Source organism: Burkholderia sp. RF2-non_BP3 (assembly GCF_001522185.1).
Lineage (GTDB): Bacteria > Pseudomonadota > Gammaproteobacteria > Burkholderiales > Burkholderiaceae > Burkholderia > Burkholderia diffusa.
Window position 1 is genome coordinate 1 of sequence record NZ_LOSU01000008.1, and the last position, 22369, is coordinate 22369.

General features: G+C 60.3%; 21 protein-coding genes and 3 pseudogenes. 14 read left to right on the top strand and 10 right to left on the bottom strand.

The genetic code is table 11. The features are described 5' to 3' along the window. Positions 1-1118, bottom strand: a 1118-nt coding sequence (locus WS45_RS01915; protein WP_257140252.1) for an IS256 family transposase, incomplete at its 3' end; no start/stop codon positions are given. Between the two features lie 191 nt (positions 1119-1309). Between WS45_RS01915 and WS45_RS32855 the strand changes: the two are divergent. Then, positions 1310-1591, top strand: a pseudogene (locus WS45_RS32855) (IS66 family transposase zinc-finger binding domain-containing protein); the annotation flags it as partial. A 588-nt stretch (positions 1592-2179) separates the two neighbouring features. Here the strand turns inward: WS45_RS32855 and WS45_RS32860 are convergent. The 9 genes and pseudogenes from WS45_RS32860 to WS45_RS34655 form a co-directional block, all read right to left on the bottom strand. Continuing rightward, positions 2180-3067, bottom strand: coding sequence for an aminoglycoside phosphotransferase family protein (locus tag WS45_RS32860; RefSeq protein WP_082721806.1), 888 nt, complete (start codon positions 3065-3067; stop codon positions 2180-2182). 377 nt (positions 3068-3444) lie between these two features. After that, on the bottom strand, positions 3445-4401 hold the full coding sequence (locus tag WS45_RS01930; protein WP_059534700.1) for a nucleotidyl transferase AbiEii/AbiGii toxin family protein: 957 nt from the start codon (positions 4399-4401) through the stop codon (positions 3445-3447). Continuing rightward, a complete protein-coding gene (locus WS45_RS32870) occupies positions 4349-4789 on the bottom strand; it encodes a DUF6088 family protein (RefSeq protein ID WP_082721808.1) in 441 nt (146 codons plus the stop codon). The genes WS45_RS01930 and WS45_RS32870 overlap by 53 nt, the downstream gene beginning before the upstream one ends. Before the next feature lie 367 nt (positions 4790-5156). After that, positions 5157-5324, bottom strand: a pseudogene (locus WS45_RS01935) (UDP-N-acetylglucosamine 1-carboxyvinyltransferase); the annotation flags it as partial. 61 nt (positions 5325-5385) lie between these two features. Then, the gene (locus WS45_RS01940) at positions 5386-6117 is read right to left on the bottom strand and encodes a hypothetical protein (protein WP_257127706.1); all 732 of its coding nucleotides are present in this window, start codon (positions 6115-6117) and stop codon (positions 5386-5388) included. Positions 6118-6240: 123 nt separating this feature from the next. Continuing rightward, the gene (locus tag WS45_RS01945; RefSeq protein WP_244139241.1) at positions 6241-6663 is read right to left on the bottom strand and encodes an NUDIX hydrolase; all 423 of its coding nucleotides are present in this window, start codon (positions 6661-6663) and stop codon (positions 6241-6243) included. A gap of 61 nt (positions 6664-6724) precedes the next feature. Beyond that, complete coding sequence (locus WS45_RS34650) at positions 6725-7204, bottom strand: hypothetical protein (RefSeq protein ID WP_156436996.1); 480 nt, start codon at positions 7202-7204, stop codon at positions 6725-6727. A gap of 325 nt (positions 7205-7529) precedes the next feature. Beyond that, positions 7530-8687, bottom strand: a complete 1158-nt coding sequence (locus tag WS45_RS01950) for an IS5/IS1182 family transposase (RefSeq protein WP_059534704.1) — start codon at positions 8685-8687, stop codon at positions 7530-7532. A 111-nt stretch (positions 8688-8798) separates the two neighbouring features. Continuing rightward, entirely contained in the window at positions 8799-9020 is a 222-nt protein-coding gene (locus tag WS45_RS34655; protein WP_156436997.1) for a hypothetical protein, read from the bottom strand. Positions 9021-9606: 586 nt separating this feature from the next. Here WS45_RS34655 and WS45_RS01955 point away from each other — a divergent pair. The 13 genes and pseudogenes from WS45_RS01955 to hypE all read left to right on the top strand — a co-directional run bounded on the left by WS45_RS01955 (position 9607) and on the right by hypE (position 22092). After that, positions 9607-10011, top strand: a complete 405-nt coding sequence (locus WS45_RS01955; protein WP_373557206.1) for a hypothetical protein — start codon at positions 9607-9609, stop codon at positions 10009-10011. Between the two features lie 537 nt (positions 10012-10548). Further along, positions 10549-11370 (top strand): annotated as a pseudogene (gene tnpC / locus WS45_RS32880) (IS66 family transposase); the annotation flags it as partial. Between the two features lie 639 nt (positions 11371-12009). Then, complete coding sequence (locus WS45_RS01960; protein ID WP_156436999.1) at positions 12010-13176, top strand: 4Fe-4S dicluster domain-containing protein; 1167 nt, start codon at positions 12010-12012, stop codon at positions 13174-13176. Continuing rightward, a complete protein-coding gene (locus WS45_RS01965; protein WP_059534706.1) occupies positions 13163-13621 on the top strand; it encodes a cyclic nucleotide-binding domain-containing protein in 459 nt (152 codons plus the stop codon). The genes WS45_RS01960 and WS45_RS01965 overlap by 14 nt, the downstream gene beginning before the upstream one ends. Next, complete coding sequence (locus WS45_RS01970) at positions 13602-14462, top strand: FAD/NAD(P)-binding protein (RefSeq protein WP_208456498.1); 861 nt, start codon at positions 13602-13604, stop codon at positions 14460-14462. The genes WS45_RS01965 and WS45_RS01970 overlap by 20 nt, the downstream gene beginning before the upstream one ends. Before the next feature lies 1 nt (position 14463). Further along, positions 14464-15240 carry an oxidoreductase gene (locus WS45_RS01975; protein WP_059534710.1) on the top strand — a complete coding sequence of 259 codons (777 nt, stop codon included), beginning with the start codon at positions 14464-14466 and terminating at the stop codon, positions 15238-15240. Next, positions 15230-16525, top strand: a complete 1296-nt coding sequence (locus WS45_RS01980; protein ID WP_059534712.1) for a Ni/Fe hydrogenase subunit alpha — start codon at positions 15230-15232, stop codon at positions 16523-16525. The genes WS45_RS01975 and WS45_RS01980 overlap by 11 nt, the downstream gene beginning before the upstream one ends. After that, on the top strand, positions 16522-17049 hold the full coding sequence (locus WS45_RS01985) for a hydrogenase maturation protease (protein ID WP_059534714.1): 528 nt from the start codon (positions 16522-16524) through the stop codon (positions 17047-17049). The genes WS45_RS01980 and WS45_RS01985 overlap by 4 nt, the downstream gene beginning before the upstream one ends. Beyond that, on the top strand, positions 17042-17329 hold the full coding sequence (locus WS45_RS01990) for a hydrogenase/urease maturation nickel metallochaperone HypA (protein WP_059534717.1): 288 nt from the start codon (positions 17042-17044) through the stop codon (positions 17327-17329). Before WS45_RS01985 ends, WS45_RS01990 begins: the two co-directional genes overlap by 8 nt. Continuing rightward, on the top strand, positions 17326-19659 hold the full coding sequence (gene hypF, locus WS45_RS01995) for a carbamoyltransferase HypF (RefSeq protein WP_208456496.1): 2334 nt from the start codon (positions 17326-17328) through the stop codon (positions 19657-19659). The genes WS45_RS01990 and hypF overlap by 4 nt, the downstream gene beginning before the upstream one ends. Next, positions 19659-19901: a HypC/HybG/HupF family hydrogenase formation chaperone gene (locus WS45_RS02000; protein ID WP_059534793.1), complete on the top strand. Its 243-nt coding sequence runs from the start codon at positions 19659-19661 to the stop codon at positions 19899-19901. The genes hypF and WS45_RS02000 overlap by 1 nt, the downstream gene beginning before the upstream one ends. Continuing rightward, positions 19898-21043, top strand: coding sequence for a hydrogenase formation protein HypD (hypD, locus tag WS45_RS02005; RefSeq protein WP_059534795.1), 1146 nt, complete (start codon positions 19898-19900; stop codon positions 21041-21043). Before WS45_RS02000 ends, hypD begins: the two co-directional genes overlap by 4 nt. Beyond that, on the top strand, positions 21040-22092 hold the full coding sequence (gene hypE / locus WS45_RS02010) for a hydrogenase expression/formation protein HypE (RefSeq protein WP_059534718.1): 1053 nt from the start codon (positions 21040-21042) through the stop codon (positions 22090-22092). Before hypD ends, hypE begins: the two co-directional genes overlap by 4 nt. Positions 22093-22369 lie beyond the last annotated feature (277 nt).

Sequence of the window (22369 nt, forward strand, 5' to 3'; positions counted from 1 at the left end):
GCGCCGATACGGTGGCCGGAAGCGCGGACATAGCGAACGAGCGAAGTACGGCGTGGGGGCTTGTGTATTTCATCCGTAGTGTAGATAACCTTGCGAACCGCCGGCGGAAACGCGAAGAATGGAATCACACGATCCCAGGCGTTGCGCCACGCCGCGCTGACCGTCGGGAATCTCTGGCCCCATGGCCCGTCGGCAAAGGCATCGAGTTCTGCCCGAGCCGCTTCGGCGCTCGGCGCGGTGTAGATCGGGCGAATCACGGCGGCTAATCCTCGACGGTCTTTCCAACTGGCGTAATCGAGACTGTTGCGGATCAGATGAACGATGCAGGTTTGCAGCGTGGTCGCCGGAAACACGGCGGCCAGCGCCTCGGGCATGCCTTTGAGGCCATCGGTCACGGCGATCAGGATGTCGTGGACGCCACGCGTTTTGAGGTCGTTGAACACCTTCATCCAGAACTTGGCGCCTTCGGTGCCTTCGATCCACAAACCTAGAATATCGCGCGTGCCGTCGGGCAGAATGCCCAGTGCAAGGTAGATCGCCTTGTTGCGGACCACGGCGTCTTCGCGAATCTTGACCCGCAGCGCATCAAAGAACACCACCGGATACATCGGTTCGAGCGGCCGTGCTTGCCAGGCGGTCACTTCGGCCATGACCTCGTCGGTGACCGAGCTGATGAAATCGGGCGAAACCTCGGTGCCGTATTGCTCCTGCAAAAATCCCTGAATCTCGCGCACGGTCATGCCCCGGGCGTACATGGCGACGATCTTGTCGTCGAAGCCCGTGAAGCGTCTATCGTGTTTGGGAATCAGCAGCGGTTCAAAGCTGCCGTCGCGGTCGCGAGGCACCTCGATACGGATCGGGCCGTCCTCGGTCAGGACTGTCTTGGCGCCCGTGCCATTGCGCTGGTTGGTCACGGCGCTCGGCTTGGCAGCGCCTGGCGGGTAGCCGAGATGGTGACTCATCTCGCCGCCCAGCGCCCGCTCGATCAGCGCCTTCTTGAGGGCCAGCGTCGCGGCATTGATCGCGTCTGCGGTCATCGGGCCGTTGCCGAATTGCTCAAGCAACTCGGCGGGAATGGCCGGCAGGTCTACCGGCTTGGCTTTCGGTTTGCGAGGCATACATCCTCCTTCGGAGCATCATATGCCTTGAACACGAAATTACTGACAGGCCCGCTTGTCGCTCGAGGGACACGAGTTTGAGTAACAACAGTATGTCTTGACTTTTCACCGGTCGCCCATGATTTCCGTTCACGGTCCACGGACGGACATCTTCCGCCCCTTACTAGGTCTGTCAACACATTTGAAGAAGCAAACTGCTCCCCGAGCATCTGCCAAGCGAGATCCTGACGTACTGGCCGGAATCGGGTGAAACCTGCGCGGCGTGCGGCGGCCCCGTGAAGCAACTCGGCGAGGACATCTCCGAGCAGCTGGAATATGTACCGGCCAGCTTCCGCGTGATCCGCCATCTGCGCCCGAAACTGACATGCACGTGCTGCGACCACATTACACAAGTTGCTGCGCCGAGCCGCCCCATCGAGCGCGGCCTGGCCGGTCCGGGCTTGCTGGCTCATGTGCTGGTCTCGAAGTTCGCGGAGAGAGGCGTCATTGATGGACCGCATACGATTCGACTTGCCCGACAAACTGCCGCGCCACCAAGTCGTGCGCTTTGCCGCGACGCTTCGATCAAAGGTGGAGGTGGGCCCTCCGAGGGAGTTACCCTCGTACCGCTCCCGGAACGCCAATTCTAGAGGAGGTTGAGGACCCGTGATGAACAAGACGCCACCACGAGAGACCTCGTGGGGGGGGAGTGTGAACAGGAAAACCAAACTACCGACCAATCATGGCAAACAGCTCGTGCCGGTGGAATCGGAATTGGCTGATTTTAAATCGGACTGTTCGGTATTCGACAGGGTCCTCGATGTACATGGAAAGCCGGCTGTCATCTGCGATGAGCGCGTCGCGCCACGCGTACACGCCGGTCGTGACCCTGCCGACCGAGTAGTAGCTCGAGGGGGCAATCATGGCAAACGGGCGGAGCCCACGTGATACGGCCGCAGGTATGCAGTCCCAATACCGACGCCCTTATCTAGGAATCGCTGCATTTGGCTGTTCCAGCGTCTCGCACTGACGAAGACCGTGGACGATTACGACACGCTGTCGCCATGGAAGACGCCCGTCAACTAACGAGAGTCGTTTAGTACTTCGTTGATGACAGTCCAAGACCTTTCCGTCTCGCGTTGATTGCCATCGTGCTGTGCCGCGACAATACACGCTTTCCATAAAGCCCAACCACGTGCACGATTCCACGTGTCTTCGTCAAAAGATAGCTTGTTCTGGAACACTGCACGGCTTGTTCCGGAAAATTGAGTCCAGGCGATTACAAGGTCGCACGCGGGGTCGCCCACTGCCGAGCTACCAAAGTCAATGACTGCACTCAGCCGCCCATCGGTGACAAGCAGATTGCTGAACGCGACGTCTCCGTGAACCCATGCCGGAGTGGCTCGCCACTCAGACTGCAAGGCAACGTTCCACAATTGCTCGACTGCTCTTGTGTCGATATTGCCCTCAAGTTCAGTAAGGGCTGCTCGAATTTCCTGATCGTAAACTGCTAACCGTCCGCCTCGATGAAAATTGTGCGGCCCGGCCAGCGGCCCGCCCTCAACATCGATTTGGTGCAGTGCGTGGAGAAACTCTGCAAGGGAGCTGGCGAATTGATTCATGTCTTCGATCAATTCTGCCTTGGCCGGCACACCCTCGATCCATTTATAAACAGACCATGGCCATGGATAGGTACTGCCGGGCATTCCCTTAACTAGGGGTGTTGGAATCTGGAGAGGCAAATGTGGCGCCAACTTAGGAAGCCACCAATGTTCCTTCTCGACTTGTGCAACGTATGCAGGGCCACTCGGCATCCTGACCACCATATCATTGCCCAAACGGAAGGTCCGATTGTCCCAGCCTCCAGGCTCGATCATTTCTACCGGCAGGCCCTCCCATTCGGGAAACTGCTCCTGGATCAATCGATGAACCAGCTGGTTGTCGATTTGTACGCGATTTGTATTCTGCATCCTGCCTCGGAGTCGTGGTAACAGCAAGCGCTGAAGGTTACCACTCATCCTAACCAATACTCTGAAGGACGTCGTTCGCGGACCGCTTACGTTCAAACCTGAAGTGCGTTTCAGCGTAAGAGGCGTTGCAGCGCCAGACTTCCTTCCCATCCCGATCGAAGATCGCAAGCCCCTTTGTTATCGTGCACCGCACCTGTGGAAACACGGCACTGTGTCCATTCATTGCGGCAGATAGAGCGTTCCGCTCCTTACAGCTTGCCAAGCATTTGCCGTCGCGCAGAGCCATCACCGCTACCAAATCTCTCGAAAATAGCCTTATCTTACCCTGTCAACACGTCAGTCAAGCAGCGCTTACGTAAGGCCACGAGAGCATTGGACTACAGCGTGGCCAAGAGTCGCTCGGCAGTCGCCTTGAACACTGCGAACGCGTCTTTAAAGACAGGGCGATCGGCCCCATAAATCAGTGGGATGAGCTTGTTGGCATACTCGCTCTGAGTTTGCCTATCGTGCTCGATTTCAGCGAGCGCGTCCTTCATGCACTTTGCCGGATCTGCTTCGAACGCCGCATGTTTTGCAAATTCGGCACGGTCAAACTCGACCAAATCTGCGAAATGCGTTGTAGCGCGCTCAACAGCATCTTTGTCGACGGACACGATACGCCAAGTATCGTAGATGTGTCGAACGAGTGCCTCATCCCAATCGTCGCGAACCCTCGCTCGATGCTCTGCGAACCGCCTCATGAACGAAATGACTTTCTCGGCAAGTGTTTCCTCTACTGAGACACAGCACATTGTGAACGGCGCGTTGTCCTGGCCCACCAATCGATAGACCAGATAGTCGAGCGGCTCATCCGAGATGTCAAAGTAGGGTGTGCGCACCGTGAACTCCACGCTCAGATGAGTGCGGAGACTATGGTGCGTCGGATAGACCGATGCGTATCGCCAACTGCTCCCAAAATAGCGGTTTGAATTCCTTGCGATCGCCATATCTTTGATCTCTTCGAATCCTAACCCCTCTAAGACCGTCGCCACCTTACCCTTGAGCGAGGAAAAATGATTCTTCAACTGGTTTTGACTGAGACCGTGCTCAGGTGCAAGGATGATCTTGAGATCGATGTCCTCCGACATTCGTTCGATGAGGTCATGCGCCTTTGAGAGACTCGTACCACCACAGAACACGAGCCGCACGTGCTCGTGTTCGATGGTGGTCAGAGAACGCAAAGCGTCTGTTACATGGATGTCTTTTTCGAGGATTGCGGCTGAAATGTCGCCAAGCGTTTGCTCAGCGAGTAGCTCGTCGATCAAGTCCCGTTGATTGTCTGTAATTGTTTTCATATTTGACGGTTCTGCTACCAAAACCAAGCTTCCGCGAAATGCGCCGGTTACCCGTATTGATCACTACGCCAGCGGGGATCTGTGTCGTCCTCCCAGTGTTGTATTCTGCCGTCAATCGACTCGGGTAAATCTTCACGCCCAGTTTTTCGAGAGCTTGCGAGGCCAGGAACTCGACTGGCATAACCGGAATAGGTTTGCCGCTCAGCTTGCTGCGTTTGGCTTTTGCATATACTCCGACCCCAATTTTTACGACCGTTCCCTCGTCGATCAACTTCCGCAATGCTCTGCTAAGTTGAGCATCACTCCCCATTTTTGCGAAGTCAGCCCGCAGAAAGACATCGGCCTTTCGCCGGCTGACCACATTCCTGAGTTTATCTTCCAGGATCATGACAATCTCCCGCGCACAATAAACTGTAAGGCATTGATTTAAATGCATAAAATACGTCAAACAACACTCATTGAGTATATCACGGCGAGCTTCAGCCGCCACGACGATCCGGGATTTAACAACGGGTCGGTGACGCTCGTGCAGGCGTGGCGAACGCGGTCGGCACGTTGCGGACTCATTTCGGTGCAGCACACGGTTCATCGTGTGGCGCTTGCCAGTGCGATCTCGCGCGAATTCGTCGACGTAGTTCCCATAGAAGGGTATGCAGATAGCCTGCCGGGCTCGTCGCCGCGTCGGAATCGCTGCAACGATCAGGTCATGCTGTGGTTACTGTTGCATCCCGCCGATGAACCTGTGCGCGGCTGGATATCCGAATCATCTTCTGGACGTCGGTGATGTCGGGAACGTGCTGCAACAGCACCGGTTGCTCGGTCAGGAGAGTTGCGCAAAGAATCGGGAGCACCGCGTTCTTGTTTGCCGAGGGTTGTACAACCCCGCGAAGCGGCACCCCACCGTGAATCAACAGATCCGCCATGACAACACCTTTCCATTCGATAATCTCGTTCAGGCGGGTAAGCCTGACTGGATTGCCACCGTCAGAGACAAAGCACATGCAACGAGGCCGCGTCGTCACGTGGTTTCATGCCGTCCGGTGTATGTTGCCGTTCATATCCTCTTAATCGAGCGAACAGCGTTCCCAGTCCCTCGGTGGCGACAAAATCGATCACATCACCGTGGCTCATCAGCCCGTAATGCTCCCACGCACGCGATAAGCCATCGGTGCCAATCAGCATGTGGCACGGTGTGACGACGGTATGGCGCCGGTGAGTGGCGTCGGCCGCGCTGCAAGGATTGAGCGTCAGCGCCGTCGTGCCCTGATTGTGCTGCTGCTCGATTCGCCTCTGGCGCAACGCCTGCAACTTCTCGCCAGAAAATCCCGAACACGGTTGCCACATGGCCTGCGGCTCGAGTGACGACCATGAGCGATCACCGGAAATCGCTCCTCTTCGCTCATGCGGTGCCAATATCGCGAAACAATCCGCGTACTGGTAGACGTCCACCACAATGTGATCCCGCATGTGATGCACATCGGCAATCGTGCAGGCCGCGACGGGATAGGCCCAAAGCGGCGTATTCGGCGCGAGCGACATATATTGGCGCCGGAGCTCCGCGAGCGCCAGCCGCAGCAGGCCAGTATCAAAGCCACCTTGACGCAAGTCGTTCGCCAGAAAGTCGGAAAGTGCAACCGCAAACCAATGCGCATCGGAGCATTGATCGAACGTCGTGAACGGACGTTGCGTCAGATGGGAGCCCCATCGATCACCCATGCCTTGAAGCGCGATTCGGACAGTACATAGCCGACAACATCTTCTGACGGTGTGCATGACGCCGAATCCGATTGCATGGAAAGAATCTGAAACATGTCGTGCAAGATGTGCCTCCGATTGTCATCAAGACAGTTCGTTCCAGCAAAGCTTCCAGTAAAACAATGGGAGATTCATCGGACGGGGTTTCTCGAAGTCGATCCAGGCGGAGTCATCATGCTCGTCGCTGAGCGAAACGTCGCAATCAGCGAATTCGCATTCAAAACATGCAACCAGAACGAATTTTCCGGGAATCACTTCGAACGAGCCGCTACCGACGTAATGCGCGCGCGATACGGTGAGCATGCACTCCTCCTGAACTTCACGCGTCAGCGCCTGTTCAAGCGACTCGCCCATTTCCGGCCGCCCCCCGGGAAGCTCCCACTCTCCGCGTGGGTTTCGTAAAAACAGGACCGACTGCTTCCTGCGGATGATCGCCTTGACGCTGACCGGAACCATATATGAGTCAACCCTGTTCAAAAAATTCGTAGAATCCTGTTCATACACCATCACAAAGGCGATTTTCCTCGCGCATATGCTGGCTCCATTACCAAGCGCCTTTGCCGCTTGGTCAATTTATCTCGATCGATACGTTGCACCAGCGACCTCGAGTGATTTGGTGTCGGTAGCAGCAACGATAGATCGGCATGTTCGGCAGGTCTTCGATAATAGGAATATGAGTTAGTGTAGCGCACGAATATCGCCCGGCGCGGCTCGCTGCTTTCGACATGGTAGGTACCATGTACCAGCGCCTCGAAAAAATTAGCGCATCGCCCGTGGTCAGGAATATATGCTTGATCAGCGGATTGGAATTAGGATTTCGATATTCATCGGGAACTGAAAAATTCGCTCGATGCGATGCGGGAATGCAGCAGAGATGGCTGGCGCCGGAGTTCATGTCGGAGAGTGCGTACAGGACGCCCGTCAAACCGTTAAATATCTTGCCACTCTTCACAAAATAAAACACCCCATCTTCAAACATGTCCGCTTGGTGATGCATCTTCCCGCCAGCGCTAATGAAATTTTCGTCGGCACAGAAGATATGATCCAATCGGAGCCTCGAGGAAAACAAGCGAGCGAGTATTGTGTAAACTGACTCAATATCTATCAGCGATCGCCAATTTTTCGACCAATTTAAATTTACATCATGCAAATAGTGAACAAGGAGATTTTTTCGCCAGAAATCATTGATTTCATCGGTTGGCATTTAATTTGGCGCATTTTTTACAACAATACAGTCATTGACATCGAGCTCGTATGTAAGTCTTTTAATATATTTCATTGTGCCCCTCATTTGAATGATTTCCATGCTTCAAGGAAATTACCCTGACTTTGTGTTTCGGTACCGCCCCAGATGTCATTTCATTTGCTTGGCATTAGGTAAGTATGCTAAATAATGCGTTTTGCACTGCGTTGGCGTCATGCCGCGCTGGTGAAGCATCTCCACGATTGAGCAGGACGGCGAGAATCCAGGCATAAAGAAGCCGCAGCTTCGTGAGGATCATCCGCAGGTTGTGGCCGGCGCCGTATAACGCCGCATGAATTGCATTGCCCAGCGCGCCCTGGAGCCAGTTGCTACCCAGCTTGCCGTCGGCCTTCATGTCTCTGACGGCTGGCTCATTCGCGCTGCGTCGCCGAATCATCGCGCGTGGACCGCAGGTGATGCCGCGTCGCAATCCTGGGTGATAGATCGTCACTCCGTCGATGGCGACGCCTTTGTAACCACGATCGATGTTGGCTATTTCCGGTTGTATATCGCTCAGGATTGCCGCCTGTTCCAGTGCTTCGGCCAGCATATGTCTGTCGTAGGGATTACCCGGCATCGAGCGAGCCCCCACCACCAAGTCTTCCTCGTGCGTCGTTGTGATCGTCTCCTTCACGCCGAACTTGTAAGGCTTGCGTGCCTTGCCCTCCGCCGGGTACTCGACTTGGGGCGCATGCAGCGCGTAAAGCTTGTTTTTGTCCTTCTGCTTTTGCGTCAGAATCCGTTTCGTGCGGTCAATCAGGTTTTCCAACGCCGTGCGGCTTTGCTCAGCGACGGAATCGAGTTGCCATTTGACGTCGCGCATCGCGTGCCCCACCCGCGAACGCAAGGTCTGCAGCGACTTTTTCATGAACTCGTATTGCTTTGCATGTGCGTAGCGGCAGATCTGACTCGCCACGCGGGGTGCCCCGCGGTTGTAGTTCTGCCACAACTCCAGGCCGCGCCGGGCTGCAGCCTTCGCCAGATGCGTGCGACACTGCTCAAGCAACCGCGAATCGGTCGGATGCGCGATCTCCTTCTCGACCCATTGCCAGACGACCTCTTCATTGGACAGGTCGAATCCGTGCTGCAAATAGAGCAAGCCAGCAATCAGGCGCGGCGAACTCGCCGACCACCCACGGCGCGACACGAAGCTTTCGCTCATCGACACGCTTAACCGATTCCAGTCGATTAACTCGACCAAGCGCACCAACGGGTGCGTCAAGTTGATCTGTTCGCGTAGCGGATGCCGGAACAAATTTCCTTCCGGTACGGGCGTCTTGGGACCCATCCACACCCCATCGAAATTAGCGGGATTCGCGCGCCCATATGCCGGCTTCCTGCAATTCTCACAGTCATATATCGAGCTCAACGCCGCGCCGAGCAAGGCTTGCCGGATTATTCAGGGGCGACTATTGAGTTGAGCTGCCGCATTTCGTCGATCTTCGATCCGCATCGGCGTTGAGCTCTGTTGGCCGGAGACTTCAAGGATCTGTCGTCGAATCGATAAAATATCGTCAAGCGCAGTGCCACCTCGAATTGTCGCGGCAGCACTCACTGGCGCAGCCTGCGCAATAGGGCCCATACCTGCCTCCCGCGAAAATTTAACTTTCTCGAAATTCATGAAGCATTGCTGGTCAAATTCGATCATGGCCAGCAGATAAAGCAGTCCACATTCGTCGGGATAACATAGCCTGTTACAGGCCCAACCAGGACAATCAGCACATCGATCTGCGTTTCGAGGCGGCCTACATCCAGGCTGCCGCGAACGTCACAGGCGGGGAGGCGAATGCGCAGGCGACCATCACGATGTCATGCGAGTAGGACGGCGTGCAGTCCTGCCACGCGTGGATGACACGGAGGATTGCGTGCGTCCATGCGTTGGCGGTAGTTCTGACCCTGCCTCGTTTTCACGTTCAGAATTGAAATGAACGCGTCTGTGCGCCGGTCAAAACCGGCAAGGTGTTGCGTAAATGAAAGTGGAGTTTCCAATCGCCACCATGATGCGATTGTTGCCCACACCCGTGACATGAATGCCGATCAGGCCACAGCTCTCGACTGGTCAGTCAGTTGGTATGGCTCTTCACATACACGCGCGCAAGAACACGAGCCCTGCATGTCCGCCGTGGGTCCGAGCGGCTTGCAGAAACAGAATTACGAAGTGGCGATAAGTTTATTGGCTACGTGGCGATGTCGAAGCGGCTGACTGGGTGACGCAGTGGTTCGGAACGCCTTGGCTCAAAGATGCCCCGGTTCATCCGCTGCAACATGCTTTGAAGAACCTGGGGCGGGCATACAGGAATTTCTTTGCAAAGCGTGCAGCGTTCCCGAAGCTTGCCAAGCGCGGCCAGCGCGACAGCTTTCGTTATCCAGATCCGAAGCAATTCAAGCTCGATCTGGCCAATGGTCGGATTTTTCTGCCCAAGCTGGGCTGGATGCGGTTGTCGCGCCAAGTGCCGGGCGTGCTGCGCGATGGCACGGTAAGCCTGTCGGGCGGCAAGTGGTTCGTCAGCATCCAGACCGAGCGAGAGGTTGAGCAGCCGATGCCGCATGCCGAGATACGCCAGTCGTCCATCGATTGCAGTCTCGCGCGAAATACGGACTGTGCAGCGTAGCGAGAAATTGATGAGCGGGCGATTGCGATCCGAACATCTCGCTCACCCGAATGGGACAAAAAGAGGCGACACCTCTGCTGGACGTAGAGGGCGTCTATGGCGAGCGTCTTGCCGCTTTCGGACCAGTTTGAGGGGGCAACGTGCTGATTCGCTATGAGAGGGTGTGCTCTCCGTGGACGCGCTCCACTGGCTTCCCTGTCTGGCATCTTGGAGGTGCACGAGCGAGGGCCCGCAGTTGGTGGGACGGTAGTGCCGCCCGATGTTCCGGGCGGCAGGTTCCAAGCCCCATGAGTTGTAGACAGACAAGCAACTGCCTACAGCGCAATATTGCCCGGCGACGGGAGTGTCGGCTATCGGACGGGGCCGCAATCGGAGTCGGAATGGGCTGATTCAGCGGGCAGTAGCAGTTTAGGATGAGATATCCGCCCGGTACGGGGAGCATGGTGTACCAATTTTGCTGGTCTGTTTGCCGGGGCGCGTGGCCGACCATGACCGTGGCTGCGCTTTGGGAGATGCAGTTCGGCCGATATGGCCACGGCTCCTGCAGTGAAGCGGCCGAGTCGCGAAGGCGCGGGCCGCAAGCTGTTGCCGGATCACCTTGAGCGTGAAGAGCGCATCCATCTGCCGGCCGACGAAGACTGCCCTGATTGCGGCGGGCAACTCAAGCCGCTAGGCGAAGACGTCGCGGAACAGCTCGAACACGTGAGGGCGCACTTCCGCGTGATTCGTCACAGCCGTCCGACGCTGGCCTGCGCGTGCCGCGATCGCATCGTGCCGACTGCGGCACCGGGTCGGCCGATTGATCGTCGCAGCCCGGGTCCGGCACTGCTCGCACACATCGCCGTGTCGAAGTTCGCGTACCACATTCCGCTGTACCGCCAGGCAGCTATGTACTCGCGTGAGGGCGTCGAGATCGATCCGGGCGCAATGGGGGTATTGGACGGACAGCATCACGATGCTGTTCGCACCGCAGGTCGACGCCGTGCGCCGCTACGCGCTGGCTGGCGGGAAGGTTCATGCGGACGACACGCCGCTGCCAGTGCTGGCGCTTGGCAATGGCCGCACGAAGACAGGACGTCTGTGGGTCTATGTGAGTGATGATCGGCGAGTGCCTCCGAAGATCCGGCGGCGGTCTGGTTCGCCTGCACGCCCGATCGACGGGGCGAGCATCCATAGCGCGGAATCTTGCAGACTTCGCCGGCGTGCTGCAAGCCGACGCGTTTGCGGGCTACGCCGCGCTGTATCGCGGCGGCACCATTCAGGAAGCATGCCTGCATGGCCCACGCTCGCCGAGAGATCCATGATCTACATGCCGTCCGTCCCAATGCGGTAACGGAGGAAGCTCTGCGGGGTGTGGGGCACTGCAACTTGGCGGCTGCGCGCATCGCTTTACCGCAAACAGCTTCCGAACGCTTTGCGATCTGGCGAAAATTCACCAGTGACTCCCAGAATCCGTCTGCAGTACGAGAGAATCATTTACGTTCCCACCGAGCGCTCCTTGCAGCCGCCAAGTTGACAGTCCCAGTGGGACTGGTACCGTTCCGGCTCGCGCGTTTCGTGCCGCTGGTGTCAACGGCCGGGCCATCGCGCTGGTGGCTTTGAAGCGCACGCGCGCCGTGCTTCGCGACTACCGCGTCGGCACGCGATCGATTTGAGCTTCGGCGGGTCGATCCGGCTCTACTGTGCGAACTTTTGGCTAATGGTGCGCCCCCACGGGCGATGCGATTCTAGCGTCCTGTGACGAAATCGATTTCGGGGCTGTTGGTACGGGTGAGGCAGCATAGAAATTGCGATGTCAACGCCCCCGACCCGGTGCACATTGAGGGTTGATGCATGTCAAGAAGCTCAGGCACATTCGACTTAACCTCCATACCAGCGAGGTGTTCGACACTTCATAGGAATTCGTCCAGTTGAGGACGAAGACCCTGTCCGGCTGATAGCCGGAGCGGGCCGCCACCATCAGCCATTCAGCCTCCTCGGCGTCATTCTCGGCGTGTCATGATGAAAGCGCATTCGTCTACGCAAGTGCACCCGGTGGCGGTCGATCGGGCAGGGATTCAGACGCTGATCGACGTGCTCGCCGGAATCGGCTACCGGGTAATCGGGCCGACTGTTCGGGATGGGGCGATCATCTATGACGACGTGGCTTCCGTCGGCGATCTTCCCGTTGGCTGGACCGACCGACAGGATGCAGGACACTATCGCATCGAGCGGCGCGATGACGAAGCACTGTTCGGATTTGCGGTCGGGCCGCATTCGTGGAAGCGCTTTCTTCATCCGCCGATCGAGCGTCTGTTTGCGGCCGTCGATACCGATATCGGCGTCGCCATCGTGCCCGGCGCACACGAATCGCGCAAGCTCGCGCTCATCGGCGTAAGAGCGTGCGAGTTGCACGCCATCGCCATTCAGGATCGCGTTTTTTGTGAAGGCCGCTACATCGATCGGCGCTACGCACAGCGACGGCGCGATGTGTTCATCGTCGCGGTCAACTGCGGCCAAGCGGGCGGGACGTGCTTTTGCACGTCTATGCAAACCGGACCGGCGGTCAATTCGGGTTTCGACCTGGCACTGACGGAACTGCCGCCCGGCGAGGGTGGGGCCATTGTCGTCGAAGTCGGCAGCGATGCCGGAGCGGCGCTCGTCGAGCGCATCCCGCATCGCCCGGCAACCGACGCAGAGTGCGACGCGGCGAGGGCAGTGGTCGAGCACACGTCCGGCCAGATGGGACGTACGATGCAAACCGACGGGATCCGGTCGCTTCTCCAGAACAACCCGAATCATCCGCGCTGGACTGACGTCGCAGGGCGATGCCTGAGCTGCGGCAATTGCACGATGGTCTGCCCGACCTGCTTCTGCACGACCGTGGAGGATCATGGCGACCTCGCGGGGTCGAAGGCCGAGCGCGTGCGCAAATGGGACTCGTGTTTCACGCTGGATTTCTCCCATCTGCATGGGGGCAGTGTGCGCAACACAGCGGCCGCCCGGTACCGTCAATGGCTGACGCACAAGCTTGCGAGCTGGATCGACCAGTTCGGCACATCGGGTTGTGTCGGTTGCGGACGTTGCATCACCTGGTGTCCGGTCGGTATCGACATCACGGAAGAGGTTGCGGCAATCCGGGGCACATCTGGAAACGCGCAGGAGCAAACGGATGGAAGGGCTTGAGCACATTCTTGCAGAGCATCCGTTCTTTGCCGGATTCGACGCGCGGCATCTTGAAATCGTTCAAGGCTGCGTGTCCAACCGCCGATGCGAGGTGGACCAATATGTCTTGCGCGAGGGTGAGCCTGCGGACGAATTCTACCTAATTCGCCACGGTCGCATTGCGCTGGAGATTTCCTCTCCCGGACGAAAGCCCGTCGTGGTCGAAACCATCGGCGCAGGCGAGATCGTCGGGGCCTCATGGCTCATTTCTCCCTATCGGTGGATGTTCGATGCGCGGGCATTGGAGTTGACCCGGTTGATCGGCATCGACGCCGCATGCTTGCGCGAAAAGTGCAAGCGCGACCACGATTTCGGCTATCAGATGATGAAGCGCTTCTTGCCGATCCTCGCGAAGCGCTTACATGCCACCCGGATGCAGATTCTCGATGTCTATGGAAAGCACTGATACGGCCGGCGCGCCGTCCTACGATCCGCTCGTGCCACGTATTTGCCGTGTCGCGCGCCGGCATCGGGAGCTTCGGGACACCGCCACGCTCGAGATCGTGCCGTTGTCGGGCGCGCGAGCGCTGATCGGCTCCGGCCAGTTCAACATGCTGTACGTGTTTGGTGTAGGCGAAGTTCCGATCAGCACGAGTGGCGATCCGGCCGACGATGCGGCGTTCGTGCATACGATCCGAGAGGTCGGCGCGGTCAGCCGGGCGCTCGCGCGGCTCTCGCCGGGCGCGACGCTCGGCGTGCGCGGCCCGTTCGGCGTCGGCTGGCCGATTGCCGCTGCCGCCGGCACGGACGTCGTGATCGTTGCGGGCGGACTCGGACTCGCTCCGCTGCGGCCGGCGATTTACGAAATCATAGCCCGCCGCAGCCGGTTTGGCCGGGTCGCGATTCTGTTCGGCTGCCGCCATCCTGACGAAATCCTCTATCGTCGCGAGCTCGAACGATGGGGCCGGTATCTGGACATCGACGTCGACGTGACCGTGGACCATGCGGATGCCGACTGGCACGGCAACGTCGGCGTCGTGCCTGCGTTGATTGCCCGCACGGCGTTCGATCCGCGCGAGGCAACGGCCTTGGTCTGCGGACCGGAGGTGATGATGCGCTTTGCAGTCGCCGCGCTGAAGGAAAGAGGCGTGCCCGACGATCGCATTTACCTGTCGATGGAGCGCAACATGAAGTGCGCGGTCGGCCACTGCGGTCACTGCCAGTTCGGCTCGACGTTCGTTTGCAAGGATGGGCCCGTCATGCGATACGACGCGATTGCCCGCATCTTCGCGGTTCGGGAGATCTGACATGCATGAACGACATCATCCGAGGCTTGCCGTCTGGAAATTCGCGTCATGCGACGGTTGTCAGCTGTCGCTGCTCGACTGCGAAGACGAGCTGCTGGGCCTGGCGGATACCGTCGACATCGCAAGTTTCCCCGAGGCCTCGAGCGCCGTTGCCCGCGGCCCCTACGATCTTTCGCTCGTCGAAGGTTCGATCACGACCGCGCACGACGCGCAACGCATTCGGCAGGTGCGGCGGCAATCGAGGTATCTCGTCACGATCGGCGCGTGCGCCACGGCGGGCGGGATTCAGGCCCTGCGCAATTTCGCCGACGTGAATGCGTTCGTTTCCATGGTCTATGCGTCGCCGCAGTACATCGAGACGCTGGCGACATCCACGCCGATTTCCGAACACGTTCCGGTCGATTACGAACTGCAAGGCTGCCCGATCGACAAGGGACAGCTTCTCGACGTGATTGCCGCGTTCATCGCTGGCCGCAAGCCCGCGATTCCCACCCACAGCGTCTGCATCGAATGCAAGGCGCACGGCGCCGTCTGCGTTCTGGTGCAGGGCACCCCTTGCCTCGGCCCCGTCACGCACGCCGGCTGCGGCGCGCTTTGTCCGTCGTTCCGGCGGGGCTGCTATGGCTGCTACGGTCCGATGGAGACACCCAACACGACGGCGCTGGCGAACGAATGGCAGGCGCGCGGCGCCGCGCCGCGCGACATCCGCCGGGCGTTTCGGACATTCTATGCAGCAGTGGAGCCCTTCACGAGCGAGAGCGAGCGCCATGCCGAATAAGACGCGGACGATTCACGTCGATTATCTCGCGCGCGTTGAAGGGGAAGGTGCGCTCGACCTGCGCATTCGCGGCGATCGTGTCACGTCGGCTCGGTTACGCATCTTCGAGCCGCCCCGTCTGTTCGAGGCGCTACTCAGAGGGCGCGGCTACGCCGAAGTGCCCGATATCGTCACGCGAATTTGCGGAATCTGCCCGATTGCGTACCAGATGAGCGCGGTTCACGCGATCGAGCGCGCGTTCGGCGTCGAGGTCGGCGGGCAATTGCGCGCGCTGCGACGGCTGATCTATTGCGGCGAGTGGATCGAGAGCCACGCATTGCACGTCGTCATGCTGCACGCGCCGGACTTTCTCGGGTTCCCGGACGCGATCGCGATGGCCCGCGTGCACGGCGACGCGGTCCGGCGCGGCCTCGCGTTGAAAAAGGCCGGCAATGCGATGCTGCGCGTGCTGGGCGGCCGCGAGATTCATCCCGTCAACGTCAGGGTTGGCGGTTTTCATCGTGCGCCCGGGCGTTCCGACCTCGCGCCGCTTGCGGCGATCCTCGAGGAGGCGCGCGAAACGGCCGTCGACCTCGTTCGGTGGGTCGCGGCGTTCCCGTTCCCCGATTTTGAGCGCGACTACGAGTTTGTCGCGATGCGCCATCCCGACGAATACCCGCTCAATGAAGGCCGTCTGATGTCGAGTCGCGATATCGACATCGACGCCAGCGCGTTCGAAACCGAATTCGAGGAACGGCATGTTGCCCATTCGACGGCACTGCACGCGCATGTCAAGCGACGCGGTGCGTATCTGGTTGGGCCGCTCGCGCGCTATGCGCTGAACTTCGACCGTCTGCCCGTTTCAGTGCGCGAGTTCGCGCGCGACGCCGGGCTCGGCCCGATGTGCCGGAATCCATTCCGGAGCATCGTCGTGCGGGCACTCGAAATCGTTTATGCGTGCGAGGAGGCACTCAGGCTGATCGCGGCATACGATCCGCCCGAGCCAGCCGCGCTGCCTGTCGAGCCGGTCGCAGGAGTCGGTTTCGGGTGCACTGAGGCGCCACGCGGCATCTGCTGGCACCGGTACGCGTTCGACGCTGAAGGGACGATTCGCGAAGCGCGCATCGTCCCACCGACGTCGCAAAACCAGCCGAGCATCGAAGCGGATCTCGCCGCGCTTGCGGCGCCGCTCGTCGATGCGACCGACGACGTCATCCGCGAGCATTGCGAGCGCGGGATCCGGAATCACGATCCGTGCATCTCGTGTTCCGCGCATTTCCTCAACTTGAATGTGAGACGAACATGACAGGCACGACCGAACGGCAGGTTCGGCGACCTGCAATCCGCAGCGTGCGCGTTATCGGGGTAGGCAATCCGGACCGCGGCGACGATGGCGTCGGTTGTCTCGTCGCGAAGCGGCTCGCCGGCCGCTTGCCGGCCGACGTCTCGCTGCTGGCGCGAGGCGGCGACGTGATGGATATCGGTGAGGACATGACCGATATCGACGCATTGGTCTGCATCGACGCTGCCGCTCCAACGGGTTCGCCCGGCCGGGTCAGCCGGATCGATCTGACAAAGCAGACGATCGAGCAGGGCGCGTCGTTCGCGTCCAGTCACGGGCTTGGCCTCGCGGAGGCGATCGCGCTTGCTGAAGCGCTTGGTACCGCGTCGCGGGACATCGTGATCTATGCGATCGAGGGTGTGTCGTTCGACCCCGGCGCGGCGATGACGCCTGAAGTGGCCGCCGCTGTGGGCGAGGTCGCGGATCGGGTCGTCACGGAGGTGGGCAGGCTCAGGCGGCGCGTGAAGGAGGGTTCAGACGATGCATGAAACAGGACTGGTTCGCGAACTCGTGCGCAGAATCGCCCATGCGGTCCACGAGGCAGGCGCCAACGGAGTGAGCGACGTTCACGTCTGGATGGGTGCGCTGGTGCCATTTTCCCTGGAGCATTTTCGCGAGCATTTCGAAGAGGAAGTGCGCGGAACGCCCGTTGAGGGTGCGGCGCTCCATATCGAATCGTCCGACGATATCGACGACACGAACGCGCAGCACGTGATTCTGAAGCGAATTAGTCTGCGCGTACCACCTGACGAGCAGGACGGGCCATGATGAAGGGCATCTTGCGCTCGGCCAGCGAGGGCGGTGCTCTCCAGCGGTTGCGCGTCACGGTGACCGGTGAGGTGCAGGGCGTCGGATTCCGGCCGTTCGTGTATCGGCTTGCGGCAAGCGAAGGGCTCGCGGGCTTTGTGCGCAATACCGGCGATGGCGTGCTGCTCGAGGTCGAAGGCTCGCGTGTCGCGCTCGCGCGCTTTGTCGAGCGCCTCGATACGGAGGCTGCTGGGCCCATGCACATCCGCGAGCGGCAGATCTGCGAGATTGCATTGCAAGGTGGAAACGTCTTCCAGATCGCACCCAGCACGCGTGAGGCCGGACACTTGCCGGTGATACTGCCCGACCTTGCCGTCTGCGCGGATTGCCTTGCTGAGATGGCCGATCCGGACAACCGGCGTTATCGCTACCCGTTCACGACCTGCATGCATTGCGGCCCGCGCTTTTCCATCATTGAAGGGGTTCCGTACGATCGGGCGCGCACTACGATGCGGCAATTCGCGATGTGCGCCGCGTGCCGCGCCGAGTACGACGACTCTGGCTCGCGGCGCTTTCATGCTGAGACCAATGCCTGCCCGCGCTGCGGGCCGGGGCTGATGCTGTGGGATGCCGACGGACGGGGGAGGGCGACCGGGCAACAGGCGCTGCGCGAAGCGGCAAATGCGCTGCGCAGAGGTGAAATCGTCGCGATGAAGGGCCTGGGGGGCTTCCAGTTGCTCGTCGATGCGCGCGACGAACCGGCGGTGCGCCGTCTGCGCATGCGAAAGAACCGACCGACGAAGCCGTTAGCGATCATGGCACCGTCGGGCGTGGCAGTCATGGCACTCGCCGACACAGACGCCGTGGAGCAACGGTTACTGTCTTGCGCTGCTGCTCCGATCGTGCTGCTGCGCTCGCATGCGCACGCCGGGCTGGTCGCGCCAAACGTTGCACCCGGCAACGCGTGGCTCGGTGTCATGCTGCCTTACACGCCTTTGCATCATCTTTTGATGGGCGAACTGGGCTTTCCGATCGTTGCGACGAGCGGTAATCGCGGCCGCGAACCGATCGTCGCCAGCGAGCACGAAGCTCTCGAGCGCCTTGGCGGCCTGGCGGACTGCTTTCTCGTGCATGACCGGCCGATCGCGCACCCGATTGATGATTCGGTCGTCCGGGTAATCGCAGGCGAGTCGGTCGTGTTGCGGCATGCACGGGGCTATGCGCCGCTTGACCTTGCACTGAGCGATCCGGAAGGGAGCGATGCGGCCGGTTGCATCGCGCTTGGCGGACACGGAAAGAGTGCCGTCGCTGTCTCGTCGGCGGGCCGGGTCGTGCTCGGCCCTTATATCGGCGACCTCGATGCAAGCGCCGTGCGCGAGGCCTTCGCGCGATCGGTCGACGCCATGACGGCGCTGTACGGCGTCGCGCCGGGGACCGCGGCTTGCGACATGCATCCCGACTACCACAGCACGCGGTTCGCCGAGCGTGATCCGACTCGGGTACTGCACGTTCCCCATCACGTGGCGCACGTGCTCGCCGGAATGGTCGATAACGGTCTTGACGAGCCGGTGCTCGGCGTAGCGTGGGACGGCAGCGGCGTTGACGGCGACGGGACGGTCTGGGGCGGCGAATTTCTTGCGATCGACCACCGGCGCTACCGGCGCGTCGCACACTTGCAACCGTTCCGATTGCTCGGCGGTGACGCCGCTGCACGAGAGCCGAACCGTTCTGCACTTGGCGCGTTGCATGCAATATATGGCGGCGCGGCGTTGTCGATGACAAGTCTGCGCCCGGTTGCGGCTTTTGCGGCCCGCGAGCGTCAGTTGTTCGCGGCTATGCTCGGACAAGGCGTCCATTCGCCCTGGACGTCGAGCGCCGGGCGATTGTTTGATGCCGCCGCAGCCATCGTGGGGTTATGCGCGCAATCGAGCTTTGAAGGAGAGGCCGCCATCGCCCTGGAAGGGGCAGCGATGCGCGCAGCGCGTGCGCACCCGCTCGACGCGCCTGTGCTGCGCGAGGAGGGGGGGGCATGGATTGCAGACTGGCGTCCGATGTTTGCGTCGCTCACGGAGGCCACCGGCGAATGTGTTCCCGCGGAGGCGCTCGCGCGCGCATTCCACGATGCCTTCGCATGCCTTGTCGTCGCTGTCGCGCGCCGGATCGGTATTCGTTGCGTGTTGCTGACCGGCGGATGCTTTCAGAATGCAGTGCTCGCGGGCACTACCCTTTCGCAGCTTCGGGCCGAAGGATTCGACGCAAGGTGTCATTGCCGCGTGCCGCCTAATGACGGCGGGTTGGCCGTCGGACAGGCGGCATTCGCCGCGCGGCGCCTGATCGAGGAGAAATGCTGATGTGTCTTGCTGTTCCAGGAGAACTTCTCGGTATCGACGATGACGACGCGCTGACGCGTCACGGACGTGTTGCGTTCGGCGGCATCGTCAAGCAGGTGAACCTTGCCTACGTTCCGGACGCTCGCCCCAGAGACTATGTGCTGGTTCACGCAGGTTTCGCGATCGCCGTGATCGATGAAATCGAGGCATCGAGGATGCTTGACGCGCTCGGCGCTCTCGATCCCGAGGAGCCATGCCCGTGAAGCACATCGACGAATGGCGCAGCCCCCCCGCGGCACACTGCTGGGCGGAGGCCATCGCGCGAATGACCACACGTCCATGGACCATCATGGAGATCTGTGGCGGCCAGACACACTCGATCATACGCTACGGAATCGACCGCATGCTTCCCGATGGCATATCGCTGCTGCATGGACCGGGATGCCCCGTCTGCGTAACGCCGTCAGGTGTCATCGATGCCGCCATCGCCATCGCGAGCCGGCCCGGCGTCACATTGTGCTCGTTCGGCGACATGGTGCGCGTGCCGGGCGGGCGTGGCAGCCTGCAGAGTTCCCGTGCGCTCGGCGCGGACGTCAGGATCGTCTATTCGCCACTGGATGCCCTGACCGTCGCGCGAAAGGAGCCTGATCGCGACGTCGTGTTCTTCGCGATCGGATTCGAAACTACTGCGCCTGCTACCGCGATGGCTGTCCTGCAAGCCGAGCGTGAAGACATCGGGAATTTTTTCCTGCTGGCGTCGCACGTGCTTGTGCCGCCGGCGATCGAAGCGATACTCGGCGACTCGACGAGCGGCGTGCAGGGATTTCTCGCGGCCGGACACGTTTGTACTGTCATGGGATATACGGAATACGAGTCCATTGCCCGACGTCATCACGTTCCTATCGTCGTGACCGGCTTCGAGCCCGTCGATCTGCTACAGGGTCTTTACCTGTGCATTCGCCAGCTGGAGGCCGGCAGAACTGAGGTCGAGAATCAGTACAGCCGCGCGGTGCGGCGCGACGGCAATCGCGTCGCCCGCGACGCCATCTCGACGGTGTTTGTACCACAGTCGCAATACTGGCGCGGCATGAGCAGCATCCCCGAGAGCGGACTTGGACTTGCGCCTGCGTATCGTCGCTACGACGCACTCGATCGATTTGGCGACGGCGTGTCACAGCCCGAGCACGACGGGGAATGCATGTCGGCCGAGCTCCTGCGCGGCCGCAAGAAGCCGGGAGAGTGTCCCGCGTTCGGCACGCGTTGTACGCCGGAACATCCGCTTGGCGCAACCATGGTGTCGTCGGAAGGGGTTTGTGCCGCCTATTATCGCTACCGGCGCGCAGAGCCGACGCCCTCCGCAGGCACGATCGGAGATATGCATCGCGACGTGAGGAAATCGACATGAACGAGCCCCCCGGTTTCACCCCAGCCTGCCCGGCACCCGTCGGTGCCCGTGACATCGTCGAGATCGGACATGGTGGCGGCGGGCGGCTCATGCATCGCCTCATCGACGACGTGTTTCGCCCGGCGTTCGCATCGGATCCGCTTGATCTCACGCACGACGGCGCGAGGCTTGAGTTCGGGCGCGACGTCGGGTTCCTGGCGTTCACGACCGATTCGTACGTCGTGCGTCCGCTGTTCTTCCCAGGCGGCAATATCGGCTCCCTGGCTGTCAACGGCACGGTCAATGATCTGGCGATGTGCGGTGCCGAGCCATGCTATCTGAGCGCGGGATTCGTCATCGAAGAAGGTTTTGGCGTGGACGAGCTGCGCAGAATCGTCGAATCGATGCGTAATGCAGCGGCGAGGGCAGGGGTGCGAATCGTGACGGGCGACACGAAGGTCGTCGAGCGCGGCAAGGGTGACGGACTTTACATCAATACGTCGGGCGTGGGTGTAATTCGCTCCCTCGCCCCGATTGCGCCGCGCAATGTCCAGCCTGGGGACGCGGTGATCGTGAGCGGCGATATAGGACGGCATGGCATCGCGGTCCTCGCAGTGCGAGAGGGCCTTGAGTTCGAGACGGAGATCACGAGCGATTGCGCGCCGCTTGCGGACGCCGTACGCTCACTGATCGCTGCGGGGATCGAGATTCATTGCATGCGCGATCTGACACGAGGCGGACTGGCAACCGCGCTGATCGAGATTGCGGAAGCTGCGAATTTCCTGATCGAGCTCGACGAGTCTGCGATCCCCGTCAGTGACGCGGTCCGGGGCGCCTGTGAAATTCTGGGCCTGGATCCTCTCTATGTGGCAAACGAGGGCCGATTCATTGCACTCGTACCGACCGCGCATGCGGAATTAGCGCTGGCGTGCCTCAGGTTCTTCAGTCGCGACGCTGTCATCATCGGGCGTGCCGATCGCGCTCGACAGTCTGAAGTGCGTCTGCGCACGATAGGTGGAGCGCGCATTCTGGACATGCACAGCGGAGAACAGCTTCCGCGAATATGCTGACCGTCCTGCACGCCGTTCGCGCGGGTCTGCGTACCCGGTTTGACGAAGCGCCATCGGCTTGCGCGCCAGGGTATGCGCGAGCAAATGGCGCTTGGATTGTCCATTGACAGTCGTGTGGTGTCGATGATCACGCGGATGGGGCCGGGCGGGTGGGCTGCCAACACCGGCGCTCGAGCCGATTCAACGGCAATTGAGCCGATTCTAAGTCCTTGGCGTTACAGTTACAGGAGCGAATGTCTGGCATGATCTATCGAGTCTCATTTGGAAAGGAAGAGAC

Excerpts from the sequence above, each read along its gene's own strand:
- WS45_RS01930 (WP_059534700.1), bottom strand. The coding sequence starts at position 4,401 with ATGAAAACAATTACAGACAATCAACGGGACTTGATCGACGAGCTACTC.
- WS45_RS01940 (WP_257127706.1), bottom strand. The coding sequence starts at position 6,117 with ATGGGTGATCGATGGGGCTCCCATCTGACGCAACGTCCGTTCACGACG.
- WS45_RS02000 (WP_059534793.1), top strand. The coding sequence starts at position 19,659 with ATGTGTCTTGCTGTTCCAGGAGAACTTCTCGGTATCGACGATGACGAC.
- WS45_RS32870 (WP_082721808.1), bottom strand. The coding sequence starts at position 4,789 with ATGATCCTGGAAGATAAACTCAGGAATGTGGTCAGCCGGCGAAAGGCC.
- WS45_RS01975 (WP_059534710.1), top strand. The coding sequence starts at position 14,464 with ATGCATGAACGACATCATCCGAGGCTTGCCGTCTGGAAATTCGCGTCA.
- WS45_RS01985 (WP_059534714.1), top strand. The coding sequence starts at position 16,522 with ATGACAGGCACGACCGAACGGCAGGTTCGGCGACCTGCAATCCGCAGC.
- WS45_RS01970 (WP_208456498.1), top strand. The coding sequence starts at position 13,602 with ATGTCTATGGAAAGCACTGATACGGCCGGCGCGCCGTCCTACGATCCG.
- hypF (WP_208456496.1), top strand. The coding sequence starts at position 17,326 with ATGATGAAGGGCATCTTGCGCTCGGCCAGCGAGGGCGGTGCTCTCCAG.
- hypE (WP_059534718.1), top strand. The coding sequence starts at position 21,040 with ATGAACGAGCCCCCCGGTTTCACCCCAGCCTGCCCGGCACCCGTCGGT.
- WS45_RS32860 (WP_082721806.1), bottom strand. The coding sequence starts at position 3,067 with ATGCAGAATACAAATCGCGTACAAATCGACAACCAGCTGGTTCATCGA.
- WS45_RS01990 (WP_059534717.1), top strand. The coding sequence starts at position 17,042 with ATGCATGAAACAGGACTGGTTCGCGAACTCGTGCGCAGAATCGCCCAT.
- WS45_RS01950 (WP_059534704.1), bottom strand. The coding sequence starts at position 8,687 with ATGGGTCCCAAGACGCCCGTACCGGAAGGAAATTTGTTCCGGCATCCG.
- WS45_RS34655 (WP_156436997.1), bottom strand. The coding sequence starts at position 9,020 with ATGAATTTCGAGAAAGTTAAATTTTCGCGGGAGGCAGGTATGGGCCCT.
- WS45_RS01965 (WP_059534706.1), top strand. The coding sequence starts at position 13,163 with ATGGAAGGGCTTGAGCACATTCTTGCAGAGCATCCGTTCTTTGCCGGA.
- WS45_RS01980 (WP_059534712.1), top strand. The coding sequence starts at position 15,230 with ATGCCGAATAAGACGCGGACGATTCACGTCGATTATCTCGCGCGCGTT.
- WS45_RS01945 (WP_244139241.1), bottom strand. The coding sequence starts at position 6,663 with ATGGTGTATGAACAGGATTCTACGAATTTTTTGAACAGGGTTGACTCA.
- WS45_RS01960 (WP_156436999.1), top strand. The coding sequence starts at position 12,010 with ATGATGAAAGCGCATTCGTCTACGCAAGTGCACCCGGTGGCGGTCGAT.